Origin of the sequence: Moritella sp. 28, assembly GCF_018219435.1 — a bacterium.
Taxonomy (GTDB): Bacteria; Pseudomonadota; Gammaproteobacteria; order Enterobacterales; family Moritellaceae; genus Moritella.
Map to the genome: position 1 here is coordinate 2634768 of NZ_CP056121.1, position 13176 is coordinate 2647943.

The 13176-nt window shown below is 39.2% G+C and carries 11 protein-coding genes; 5 read left to right on the forward strand and 6 right to left on the reverse strand.

The genetic code is table 11. The features are described from left to right. Nucleotides 1–29: 29 nt before the first annotated feature. Nucleotides 30–1061 (reverse strand): serine protease, encoded by a 1032-nt coding sequence (locus HWV02_RS11795; protein ID WP_255550299.1) that lies wholly within the window; start codon nucleotides 1059–1061, stop codon nucleotides 30–32. Nucleotides 1062–1332: 271 nt separating this feature from the next. On the opposite strand from HWV02_RS11795, the gene HWV02_RS11800 reads away from it, so the two are divergent. The 5 genes from HWV02_RS11800 (at nucleotide 1333) to lepB (ending at nucleotide 7057) form a co-directional block, all read left to right on the forward strand. Next, a complete protein-coding gene (locus tag HWV02_RS11800; protein WP_211676021.1) occupies nucleotides 1333–2166 on the forward strand; it encodes a Tim44 domain-containing protein in 834 nt (277 codons plus the stop codon). A 159-nt stretch (nucleotides 2167–2325) separates the two neighbouring features. Beyond that, on the forward strand, nucleotides 2326–2865 hold the full coding sequence (locus HWV02_RS11805; protein ID WP_211676022.1) for a DUF2058 domain-containing protein: 540 nt from the start codon (nucleotides 2326–2328) through the stop codon (nucleotides 2863–2865). Nucleotides 2866–3108: 243 nt separating this feature from the next. Continuing rightward, nucleotides 3109–5082 (forward strand): AAA family ATPase, encoded by a 1974-nt coding sequence (locus HWV02_RS11810; RefSeq protein ID WP_255550300.1) that lies wholly within the window; start codon nucleotides 3109–3111, stop codon nucleotides 5080–5082. Nucleotides 5083–5176: 94 nt separating this feature from the next. Next, complete coding sequence (gene fabA, locus HWV02_RS11815; RefSeq protein ID WP_211675836.1) at nucleotides 5177–5695, forward strand: bifunctional 3-hydroxydecanoyl-ACP dehydratase/trans-2-decenoyl-ACP isomerase; 519 nt, start codon at nucleotides 5177–5179, stop codon at nucleotides 5693–5695. An 828-nt stretch (nucleotides 5696–6523) separates the two neighbouring features. Continuing rightward, nucleotides 6524–7057 (forward strand): signal peptidase I, encoded by a 534-nt coding sequence (gene lepB / locus HWV02_RS11820; RefSeq protein ID WP_211676024.1) that lies wholly within the window; start codon nucleotides 6524–6526, stop codon nucleotides 7055–7057. 416 nt (nucleotides 7058–7473) lie between these two features. Here the strand turns inward: lepB and HWV02_RS11825 are convergent, their stop codons facing one another. The 5 genes from HWV02_RS11825 to HWV02_RS11845 all read right to left on the reverse strand — a co-directional run bounded on the left by HWV02_RS11825 (nucleotide 7474) and on the right by HWV02_RS11845 (nucleotide 13161). Continuing rightward, nucleotides 7474–9021, reverse strand: a complete 1548-nt coding sequence (locus HWV02_RS11825) for an Ig-like domain-containing protein (RefSeq protein ID WP_211687888.1) — start codon at nucleotides 9019–9021, stop codon at nucleotides 7474–7476. Nucleotides 9022–9287: 266 nt separating this feature from the next. Beyond that, a complete protein-coding gene (locus tag HWV02_RS11830) occupies nucleotides 9288–10037 on the reverse strand; it encodes a hypothetical protein (protein WP_211687890.1) in 750 nt (249 codons plus the stop codon). 292 nt (nucleotides 10038–10329) lie between these two features. Then, nucleotides 10330–10671, reverse strand: a complete 342-nt coding sequence (locus tag HWV02_RS11835; RefSeq protein WP_211687892.1) for an ATP-binding protein — start codon at nucleotides 10669–10671, stop codon at nucleotides 10330–10332. Nucleotides 10672–10764: 93 nt separating this feature from the next. Then, nucleotides 10765–11268: a GNAT family N-acetyltransferase gene (locus HWV02_RS11840; RefSeq protein WP_211687894.1), complete on the reverse strand. Its 504-nt coding sequence runs from the start codon at nucleotides 11266–11268 to the stop codon at nucleotides 10765–10767. Nucleotides 11269–11394: 126 nt separating this feature from the next. Beyond that, on the reverse strand, nucleotides 11395–13161 hold the full coding sequence (locus HWV02_RS11845; protein ID WP_211687895.1) for a YdiU family protein: 1767 nt from the start codon (nucleotides 13159–13161) through the stop codon (nucleotides 11395–11397). Nucleotides 13162–13176: the final 15 nt, after the last annotated feature.

Consider the following 13176-nt stretch of genomic DNA (forward strand, 5'->3'; position numbering starts at 1 on the left):
AGGCCTATTAGATAGAGATATTCTCAATTTTAGTTTCTTCGACGATATAGCAGTAAACTCGTTAATATAAATAGGAATGAATAACCTATCCCGCCACCTTGTTTACTTTGTAGCAGGGGTGCCGCTTCAACAATAAATATATCTTGTGTAAAAGAAGACTCCGGTTCTGTATATACACACGTTTTGTTAATTTCATCTACAATCCAGTCATAAACGCTGCTAACTTGGGTGTAAACATCAGGTAATGAATTTAAAGCACATTGTTGTGCATTACCAAAGCTTACGACACCTGCTAATCGGTAACCTCGATCATTATCGCTTATCGCATTTTTATCTTGCCATATGAGCGGACCGCCAGAATCGCCACTGCAAGAGCCTTTATTATATGCGTTTGCACAAATAAAACTTGTTTCAAAACCCGACCAGCCCCAAGCGAGAGCGCAGCTATCATCATCGGTGCCATCAAGCACTATTTTTTGCAAAATGTTCGTACTTTTTATACCATCGGTGGATGTACGTCCCCAACCGGATAAGACCACATTATTCCTAACGCCATGATCAAATTCTAAGTCCGCATCCACTTGCAATGCGTCGTCCATTAACCTAATTGCTTGTGCAGGTAGCTCTACAGGTTTAGATAATTGAAGTAACGCGATATCCCCAGTGTGAGTTGAATGATCATATCGTGGATTAGCAACGACCTGTATAACACTATTATTCGACATGTCATCCTTCAATGACCGATCTATCCCACCGGAGTAAACGGTGAGTTGGTCTGCATGAACAGGACTAAACACTGAACTACTCTCAAATCTATTTATGCAATGAGCAGCGGTGACAACCCACCTATCAGTCACTAACGTACCACCACAAGCATAGGTGGTACCGCCCTTTTCTATCTCTAGATATACCTGCCAGGGTAATTCTGATGCTTTCCCATCACCACCACCAACTACAAAGGGTTTAATCTCGGGGGTTGTCGTTTTGATATCGGTCTCATTAGCATATGCACCTAATGAGACCGATAAACCGACCATTGCTATTATTTTCGCTAGTATCAAAATTCATCTCTCTCAAATTTGCTTTCATACTATTCGCTATATATTCATTGTAATGAGTGTTCCACTCCTTTTTATTATAACCAAGTATTCTATATCCAGAATAAATAAACCCCACACAGATCACTTTATTAATTAAATAAAATAATTTTACCGACATTTTATGTCAACTAGTGTAAATAGTAACCAAAGGCAATTGACGCCCGCGACACCATTGCTATGATGCAGTTACGTAAAATACGCGTACGACATTTGTATTAATTGAAGGGATATAATGAAAAATATTTTAACTGTTCTAATGATGGTATTCGCTTTCTCATTAGCGGCGCCTGAAGTACACGCTAAAAAATTCGGTGGTAGTAAGTCTTTTGGCAAGAGCTACAAGACAGCACCACAAAAACAAACACCTGCGGCTGCTACACCTGCTAAACAAGGAATGAGCAAAAAAGGCATGCTAGGCGGTATGTTAGGCGGCCTACTCGTTGGTGGCTTAATCGCATCTATGTTTGGTGGTGCTTTTGAAGGTTTCCAATTCATGGACATGATTATCATGGCCGGTGTTGCCTTCTTATTATTCCGCCTATTCAAAGGCATGATGCGCGCAAAAGCAGCATCGCAACAAGGCTCACCGCAAACAGCATCGGGGCCAGTATTTAGACAAGAAGCGCCAACGGATGCAACGTTTAACACTGCAAGCCAAGGCGGTTTTTCTGGTTCAAGCAATGAGGTGCCATTTAACCTACCTGCAGACTTTGATCTAACGAATTTCTTAACAGGTGCGCGTAGTCATTATAAAACACTACAGAAAGCTTGGAATGAAAATGATTTAGAAACAATCCAAGAATACGTATCCATCGAGCTATACAACGAATTACGTGTACAACGTAAAGAACTTGAAGGCGAGCAACATACAGAAGTAATGTTCCTTGACGCAGAGTTAGTTCGTGCAGAATCTACAGCATCACTTTCGCAAGTAAGTGTTAAATTTAGTGGTCGCTACCGTGATAGCCATGAAGATGTAGAAGCAGACATCAACGAAGTGTGGCATTTAGAACGTAACCTGACACAAGAAAATGCACCATGGTTAATTACAGGTATCGAGCAATAAACACGCTTACTACCTAATTTGATATTAAAAAGGCGGCTAATCACCGCCTTTTTTGATCACTAAAATCAATGACAATGTCTATCCGTGTTTGGATCTAGCGAATTAAAGTTAACACTGCTATGATCCGCGCATAAACGAAAACTACAGGAATTCATAACCATGGCATCACTACAAGAACAGCTTTTAAAGGCCGGTTTAGGCGATGAGAAAAAAGCGAAAAAAATCCGCAAAGAAAAAAACAAGAAAAATAAAGCCGTACGCAAAAATCAGGCAAGTGCAGACACGAGCCTACAAGATGATATTAAAGCCCAAAAAGAAGCTCAAGCACAGTTAGATGCAGATCGAAATAAAGTGATCCAAGAAAAAATTGAGCTTAAGTCCGAGCATGGTAAAGTGAAGCAAATGATTCAACAACTTCACATCACCGATTTCGCTGGTGAGTTGTCGTTTAACTACGTGCTTGATAACAAGGTTAAGACACTATCTGTCGATCAACCAAGCTATAACGCATTAACCAAAGGTCAAATTGGCTTATGTGTGCTTGAAGGTAAATCTTATGTTATGCCGAGTATTGCTATCGACAAAATTAGAGCCGTTGATGAAGCATACGTACTGGTACTGAATGAAAACACCGCAACGGAAGTTGAAGAAGACGACCCATATGCTGATTTCCAGATCCCTGATGACCTAATGTGGTAATCAGAGAACATTAATCAAGCGTCCTGCTAACCCCTAATGTGTATCAGCTTATACACATTTTATGGGGTTAGTTTTGGACTATAATCGTAAATATAACCACTTATAAAATGATGACCATTTTTGTTAACACCGTCAGTTCTGGTTATTAATTCCGCTTTAAACCATCAATTCATGACAACATGTGAATAATCCTATCTGTTTATACGACAATCTCATATAATTTAACTATCTACCTTCCAATGAGTGATAGCCTTGTTAATTGAGAAAATTGTTGCTGATAAATTAGTCCCTGCCTTTGATCTAGGTTCGCGCTGTAAACTCGATGAGTTTGATACAGTAAAGCGAGACCAGTTATATCCTCAAAATAATCGACTCTTCACATTATTCCACAATACAGTAAGCGCTAAACTACTTGTAGCAACCGATTTTGAAGGCTTTGAACATACTAAATCCTTTTCAGATATGTTGTCCTCTATGTCGACTAAACGTGCTAAATCCATTTGTTATATCGAAGATGTAACAAAAATAGGACGTGCACATGCGTTTGAAATTTGGCGAGACAAAACAGTCTTGTTCAAGCAAGTTATTGACAACATTATTACGACAGGTAAATGTGCGGACGAACAGTTAAACTCGTGTATCATTAAGCCCTACCCGTGTCTTGTTCCGCTGTTATTGAACCTCAATGAGTTTAATGTTGAACAGGCATTTAAAATCATTACCAATGGCGAGACTGCAACACCGAATCTCGTTGATGCAAATAACCTTACCCAAACTACTTTATTTGGTAATCAAGACACGCTTTATACAAACGGCAGTTACAGCAGTAATGTCGCTCAATTAACGCCAGGACTAATACACCAAGCGCATGGTGGTTATATCCTAATCAAGATTGATGAGTTAATTAACAATCCTGACCTATGGTTTCAATTAAAAGCAGTAATCAAACAAGGTAAATTGGATTGGCGCTCAAGTAACCAAGCAGTACAAACGGAATTAAAACCAGATCCAGCGCCAATCGATGTAAAAGTCATTTTACTCGGTGACCGACTTGCCATTAGCCAATTAGCTGAAGGTGATAGAGAACTGACGAATATAACAAATTCATTTATCGACTTTCCTGCTGAGTTTAATGTCACAGATCAAAATATCGAAAAATACATCGGTTATATTAAATCATTAATTACTGAGTCTCAGTTACTTCCCTTGTCTTCAAGTGGGCTAACACGTCTACTTCAACTAAGCAGTCGTTGGTGTGAACATAATAACTACCTTAGCTTAAATGAATCAAAATTAATGACATTGTTGAGCTATTGCCATCATGTTGCCTCTGAACAAAAGTTAGACATGATTGACCGTGATACCTTAAATACCGTGTTAACACTGCAACATGAAGCGTTAAATTCGCACATTAGACTGAGTAACGAAGGTATTATCGAAAAACAAGTTATCTTAGAAACCAATGGCGCTAGAATAGGTCAAATAAACGGTTTATCTGTTCTTGAGATAGATGGTCACCCAGAAAGCTTTGGTGAACCTATTCGTATTACAGCAACAGGACATTTAAATGGTGACGGTGATATCTCAGACGTTGAACGCAAAGCCGAGTTAGCGGGTAATATACATGCTAAATCCATGATGATTATTCAGGGCTTTTTTACACACACGTTTGCTAAACCAATGCCACTTCCTATTAGTGCCAATTTAGTCTTTGAACAATCCTATGGCGAAATTGATGGTGATAGCGCCGCATTAGCTGGTACCTGCGCATTACTATCTGTACTCGCGCAGAAGCCGATTGCGCAACACCTCGCTGTTACCGGTGCAATCGACCAATTTGGTACTGTGCTTGCAGTTGGTGGGATTAACGAAAAGCTGGAAGGTTTCCTGCGTATCTGTGAATTGAACGGACAAACCAATATGGGCGTCTTGATTCCTGCGGCTAATATTGTAAATTTGAATTTAAGTGATAAGCTCATAACAGCAGTGAACGATAATCAACTGGCAATCTATCCTATTACGCACATTGACCAAGCTATAGAGCTGTTAATGGATATCAAAGCTGGTGACCTTGATGAAGATGAAGGGATCTATAGTATAATTCAGAAACTCGCCGAAGAGATTGATGAAAAATTAGAAGACGATGAATCTGTTTTTGTAACCAAACTTAAACAATTGTACGCTAGAATAACCTTTAAACAGGGACGTAACAACTGATTGGACTTGTTAGGCGTACATATGTACGCTAAGATAGCTCCGAAATAACAAGGATATTATTATGATAAATGAATTAGAGGTTCAAGTGGTACCTATGTCAGCAACAGAGCGTAACAGCTTCGATAAAGAAGATTTAGTTAAATGTGGTAACGGTGAGTTATTTGATTCTGAGATTCGTCTTCCAAAAGACAATATGCTAATGATGGATCGCATTCTAAACATTGATAGTACAAGCGGTGAATTCGGTAAAGGCGAAATCATTGCAGAACTCGATATTACTCCTGATTTATGGTTTTTCGACTGTCACTTCGACAGTGATCCTGTTATGCCAGGCTGCTTAGGCCTAGATGCAATGTGGCAATTAGTTGGCTTCTTCCTAGGTTGGAATGGCGCTAAAGGTAAAGGACGTGCACTGGGTGTAGGTGAAGTTAAATTCACAGGTCAAGTATTACCAACAAATAAAAAAGTGACTTATAAAATTGTCATGAAGCGTGTTGTACTTCGTCGTTTGGTAATGGGTATTGCTGACGCTGAAATGCTTGTAGATGGTAAAGTAATTTATACTGCAAAAGATCTTAAAGTAGGCTTGTTCCAAGATACAAGCGTATTTTAACTTGTTGAAAAACATGTAATTAAAGGCCTCCCTATGGAGGCTTTTATTTACCTATAAGAATCTGAAATGTAACAATTTAAATTTAATAACGTCCATATACTGACCACACGGTCACCAATTAATAAAAACCTTATAACCAAAAGCTATCGCTATACATATAAACCCCCACTTAACTGAATAACCACCTAATTTACTTACAATTTCTTACAAAACCACGCTTGATAATAACTGTCATTTTCATTAATGTTAGCGCTAGCATTAATCCTGATGTGTTTAGATATATTCTACAGGAAAGTAATCATGAAGTGCTGTAAAGACTCAACAATGAGAAAAGTGAATCGAAACTGGTTTGAAAAATTATTTTATGGCAGTATTTATAAGTGTAATCACTGTGGAAAAAAGATTAAACTTAAAGCAGGCCATTATAAAAACAAATCATAGGCTATGGACGTTACGTAGCTTTTTTTAATTCGATAGAGTTAACCCATATACAGGGTTAACTCCTTAACTGGCCTTCTTTTCGCATTTTTTGACTCTTTATTGCACTCTTCCAAATGTTGCCAAATATTACCAAAACTGTTTATTCTTTTTTAGTAACCCACCCAATACGCGTTTAAACATATTCGCACCTTTTATTGAATTATATCTATATATACAAAGTGTTGTTTAATTATATTCCTATCCAACAACAGATTTAGTTACTTCAGTTTGATTGTTGAAGTTATCTGTTCAAGAGAAATGTTACATAGTTGACAATCACTTACATCAAAATATTTATAGATAATATATATTACGAAAAATAAATCTGTAATTCAAAGAAACTATATTATGAAAAAAAAAGTAATAAGCTTTATTGTGGGGATTTTATTTGCCACGTTTATATATACTTATATTCGTTATGAATATTACGAAATACCTTCGTCATCAATGCTACCGACTATTCAAGTAGGTGATATTATTGGTGCTGATAAGTTTAGAGAACCACAACGATTCGATATTGTGTCTGTGCTATTTAAGTCGAAAGATAATGCGTTCATAGCACGGTTAATAGGCTTACCAGGCGACTACATAACTTACATTGATAACAATCTATGTATTAATTCAAAGTGCTTAGAGAAGAATTCTCTTTATAGCACTAATGATAACACTATCTTTTCGGAAGGTAAGCAGACTGGCTATAACATTCAACTTCTCAATCAAAAGATAGTACCTCTCGATATTCGAAATGATAGTTGGGAATGGCATTTGAAAAATGATGAGTACATCGTTTTAGGTGACAATCGAGATGTTGCTAACGATAGCCGTTATTTAGGTATCATTAATAAAGATGATATTATCAGCGTTATAGACTTGGAAATGTAAGTTAACGCCAAACTAAAAAGTCCTTCCTATTTATCCTATCAGAGTAATTAAAAAACGTCTTGGGTATAAAGGTTGGACTGATGATTAAGTTAATAGCTCCCTTTCAATATTTTCCCACATAAACGCATAACTTTACTACACTTCATACACATAGATGCAATTCAACAATACTTTGTACACGTAAATACAAATCAACAACGCTTTGTATGCATGGATACAATTCAACAAAGGTGCGAATATGTTTAAACATTTATGGGTTGATTTACTTAAAAAGAATAAACAGTTTTGGCAACATTTGGAAGAGTGCGATAAAGAGTCAAAAAAAATGCGTAGACAAGACAGGTCAAAATAACCATCGCTATTACCAATTCAGAAAAGAATGGCTAATAGCAATGGCTTAACTTATCTGAGACTAGTTAATTTCTGGGCAATACCACAGTAACTGTCATTGGATTAATACTGACTATATCCCCCGCTTTTGCTGTGACCGTTGTTGTTCCAAAATTAGTAGAACTAGGCCAGAGATAACCGCCATGCATATCCACTATCTCTGGGTTTTCAGAAACCCACTCGACTCTATCTGAAATATCAATCTTAGTACCATTACTTTTTATTCCTATCGCGGTTGGTTGTATGTATGGAGTGTTGTCAAAAAATAACATGGCTTCATTAGGTGTGATCTCTATACCCGAAAATTCTTGTTCTCTTTCTTCCACTTCGATTCTTACTGTTGGAGTGCTTAAACCACCGAATGTTGCGAGAAGATTCGTAGTAGAGCCTGCTTTAACTCCTATTAATTCAAAATAGTCATCTACTGGCTGTCTTGTATAGGCGGCATCAGGATTATCTACATAAAGTGAAGAAGAAAAAGACACAGGCCTAGTAGTTCCATCATCATATGTCGCACGGACCCTCAATAGTGTCTCGTCCCCAGCAGTTATAGACATAGATGTCACTTCTTTACCACCAGAAGTAATCTCTAATTTTTCTAGACCAGCATTAGTCACGGTTAAGATTCGTGTATCTTTGATCTGATCACGTATTACATTAATAAAAGTTTTACCTGCAGTTTTCCCAGTTAAAAGAAAATAACGACCCCAGTTATAGCTTCCGGCTATAGCTTGATCATCGATGCTCCATGCGAGCTTTTTATTAGATAAAATAAGACTAGTACCATCTTGAAATGTACCAACTGCAGCTAATATGGCTGTGTTTCCTACCGCTACGGAAATATCATGGTTTGATGAACCCAGTTGCTCAATTCTAATATTCGTCAATTCAGTACCAGTGATGTCAACAGAAACAAATGAGCTAATTTCCTCAAACTTAGCACGCATAGTTGTGTGACCAACCTCTTCTCCACTTGCTACTAAATAACTACTATAAAGATTCTTATCAAAATTAATAACATTCGGGCTGTCAGATTTCCACGTGACATATGGAGTAAGATCAAGATTACTGCCATCATCATATTTTCCGATAGCATGTAATAAAACTTCATATGTTTTAGGTATATTAAGGAAAACGATGTTAGCATCGGCATCTACAGATGCTTGCTTTATTTCTAATTGCACTAATTTAGCATCAGTAACTTTTAGAGCTACTTCAGAACTTACTGTTCGATTCATTGTTGCCGAGATAACAGCGTCACCAGAAGTGATCCCCTTTACCGATACGATATTATAAAGAAGCTTATCTACCTTAATAATATCCTTCCCATCGTCATTAACATTCCATTCTACAGATTGAGTAATATCTGCTGTTGTACCATCACTATAATACCCTGTCGCCTTTAATGGTAGAGAAGCTCCCTTAGGAATAGTTATAGCAGGAGGTGTGATTTTTATGTCTTCTAACACTGGATCATTTTTACTATTCCCATCATCAGTTCCATGATCACTACCACATCCTCCTAATAAGAGTGATACAAAAACACATAAAATTAAACTAAGTTTTTTATACATATACGACCTTTCTAAATATAGATTCAACCAATAAGTGTGATTAGCTTTTATAATTGATCCTGTGAAACTTAGTAAAGTATATAGGACATAGGAATGGCTTAGTAATAACATGAGGACTAAAAATATCAACTTAAGGACAAATTGGAATCGCTTTTATTTCAAAATATCAGACTGCAATACTCTGGGTTTTAATAAAGGTTTTTTAACGAGCTCAGTAACGAAAAACACCTCCACATGGGAGGCGTTATTATATCAAAATCCTAGTGCTAAGGTTCCCAACTAAGGGTCTTATCGCTATTCAAGGCTGCTTTTTTGTTAGTATTTAGGGTAACTGAACGAGTATTAGGATCAAACTCGACAGAGGTTTTAGGAAAAGAAAAGCTTGAATCATTTATTTTTAAATCAAAATTATTCACATATGGTCGTTTTCGATAAGTAAGTTCCATCGCTGAGCTTCCATTACCACATCTTAAAATTTCGTGACCACCCGTAAACATCAGTAGACATGTCATTTCATTATCAAACGAAACAAAACCACCTAAACCATAGTAACGATCACCAAGCTGATTAGATTGATCTTCAAAAATATCCTTAGAGGCTAAATTTGTTGGGCTATTTTTTTTCATTACAATATGGACGGAAGTATTATTTATAACGTAACTTCTGAATAAAGCATCTTGGCTATCGTTAGTTTTTCCTGCCATATAGTTTCTTAGGTTATCTATACTTGGATCTTCTGGAAGATTAAGATCGGAAAAGATATTGTTTATAACCTGATCATAAAAAGCTGATACTAACCTGGCTGTGTTTTCAACCTTCTCCGTGTCGACATTACCCCCATCATTTAAATTTAGAATATCAAGGTTAACGGCATGTTCTGGCTTATATGGTTTCTGTGGCTCAGCGGGTGTAACTGTAGTCGTAGAACCACCACCACTGCCACCACAACCTGTCAAAGCCATAGCTATCAAACCTAAAGCAAGATTATTTTTGAACTGTTTGGTCTTGATTTTCATTTTACCTATTCCTATATTAAAATTTATTAGCTTGAACTTGGGGCGAAACTGAACTAAAACTAGCTTTCGACCAAAAACATTCTATAGCAGGTGCTCACTTCAAAAATTTAGTCCATATTCTGTGATCTCGATGATTTTAGTAATGTATAAGCAGCAAGATCTTAAACAACAGCTTTCAATACTAACAAGATGGATAGGTATCATATCTTCTAAGTTAAGAAATACAGGCAAAAAAATGTAAGCATTTGTAATACTTTGTGGGCACGCATGTTCACCGAAACGCTTCCAACCTTTAACCATCTTTGAGATACAAAAATTCGTGGTCACATCCCAATTCATTACAAAGTGACGAGAACCACAACCTCTGCTTCACCGTGTTTGCAGGAAAATCCATGACAACATTTACCCCAACTTTCAAAAGGCTTTGAAAATGATTTTTGATAAACGGTTTGATTAAGTTAGCGTACTTGATGTAGTCATCAAACGACAGAATTTGATTCGGAAAGTGAGCTGCCAACCATTCATCTTCCGATATTAAAACAGCATCGTTTTCGATAGCCACGACCTTGGATTTCGTTGCCTTACCCGCTCCCACCTTGCCACAGAAGAAGAACAGCTTTCCCTGATTTTTCATCTTTTCTCCTTTTACGCATTACGCCTCGCTAAGCTGCCTCCAACATATGTCTACACTTGCAAAGCAAAAGTGCCATGCGTTGGAGGCAGCTTGTTAGGTTCCTAGTAATTTGGACATGTAAAATTCGTCGACATACTGGCCATCGATTTTCATCGCGCGTCGCTTGACACCCTCAACCTCAAAACCACGAGATAAATAGAGATTATACGCGGGCTCATTGTGACACATAACTGTAAGCTCTAGTCTCGTAAAGTCATGCTCTGAAGCCCAGCATTCAAGATGCTCTAATAATTGCTTCCCGTAGCCATTTCCAGAGGCACTGTGCTTGATACCTATAACACAATACATTGAGTGCTTATTTCGATTTGTAGTATTGCCTATACCAACAATGAAACCATTAATGCCCGAGGAGTTCGCTAATACAAACATAGACTGCGACTGACTTTCCCTAAATGATTCAATAATCTTAGTTTGTTGCTCTATCGTAGTAGTCCTTTCTCCATACTCAAGCAACATAAATTGTGTTTCACTATCCAGATACAGCATCAGTTCTAACATAGATTGAGCATCACTCACTTTAACTTCTCGAATATCCACTTGAATCTCCTTTTCTCATAAGCACCAACGTCAAGCTAAACGGCGCAGTTTAGCCATCTTTTATCAATAAAAACCTAGCCTTCACTATTAAGTTGTTTCTGGCGCTACTTTTTTAAGTCCAAAAAATCACGATGAACAACTAAGATGTGACAATCCACCCACCTCAAAGAACTCAGGCGGTTTCAACCTATAGTATTTGTCCTCCACGTCCTTCGACTGCTCTGCATATGGCTGTGTCATCACGTCCTGAAGCTCTCGGATTAGAGCGTAGTCTCCCGCAGTTGCTTGCTGATAAGCAGGCATAACAAACCACTCTCGCAAAATGTATTTTGGATTGACTAGCTTCATCTGCCTAGAGATTTCCTCAATGGTTCGGGGCGATCTAGCATTAGCATCACAGGCGCTATTGAGGAGGGTTTTCCATTTTTCGAGCCACACTGCCCAGCGCTTGTCCATCTCTTTGGACTCTGTATCATCCGGCGAATTATTGTAGAAGCTTTTCTTGAGCTGGCCAATTTCGTCGGGTATCGACGAGAGCTCACGGAAGAAGATAGTGTAATCGACTGGAGTTTGCATCATGAGCGTTTCTAGCTCTCTGAACAGTACGTTACAAAGAGCCTTGTGAGATGCGGTGTTCAAAGTGCTAAGACCCAACTTGGCAGCCCACATCGTTTCCATTTGCGTGTGCATGACTTTCGAAAATCCACTTTGAATCTCGTCGAGCTCGAGCAAATAGTCCTGATGCGACGCCAGCAACGGCCGTAACGCCGAACAAAACATGTCGAAGTTTCTTTGCGCTGCGTTTGGTTGGTTCATGAACGCAAAGTGACCACCACCACCCGTCCAAGGCTGATAGTACGGGTTAAACACATCGCAAAAGCCGAAGGGACCATAATCAAGTGTAAAGCCACCGACTGCGCAGTTATCGCTGTTGAAGTTACCCTGACAGAAGCCGACGCGGATCCAATTCGCCACCAGCAACGTGAGGCGGCTACGAAACTCACGCGCCAGCAACACCACTTTTTCTGAGGTGGTGAGTTGCCTATCGACAACGTCAGCGTACTCACGATCAATCAAGTGCAGCACTATCTTCTCGAGTTCCACCATCGCGTTCAGGTGTTCGTTTTGACGAGTACGGCGAGCGAAAAGTTCGAGTTGGCCTACACGGATGAACGACGGTGCGACACGTGTCGAGATAGCGACGGCTTCAGATATAAGCATGTCGGGATTTTCCGAGCGCGTGCCCTGCGAGTACCACGGTCGCTTTACCTTCTCCGTTTTTGAAACGTACAAACTCAAAGACCGTGATGTGGGTACGCTCAGTGCGTGCATGTGTTCCTGAGCCAAGAACTCACGGATACTAGACCGCAAGACAGCGCGACCGTCCGCGCCGCGGCAATATGGCGTGCGGCCGCCACCTTTCAGCTGCATTTCCCAGCGTCGACCGTTGATGACGCCCTCAAGCACAGAAATTGCACGACCGTCTCCATATCCGTTGCCGGTTTGGAACGGGCATTGCTGGATGTATTCAGTGCCGTAAATGGAAAGTGCGTACCCACTCGCCCAACCTACCTTGCGCATCGGCTCTGGAACCTGAGAAATGTCCCCGGAGAACATGCGAACGAAGTCGGAGGACTCTGCCATACTGTCGGCGAAGCCAAGCTCGGAAAAAAAGGTTTTGCTGTGCGCAACATACTCTGGGTCTTTGATTGGCGTAGGGTTGACGGGGACATAATGACCCGTGAATACTTGTCGCGGCGCATGGTCGGCTCCGTTTTCTGTCGCATCAGGATCACTGTTGAGCGTGTCCATGAGGGAATAATTAGCCAACTTCGCAAGATCGCTAAGCGTTGATATAGTCGAGGACGTTTTCTGAGGGAGTCGATTTGTCATAATGGTTTATACCAA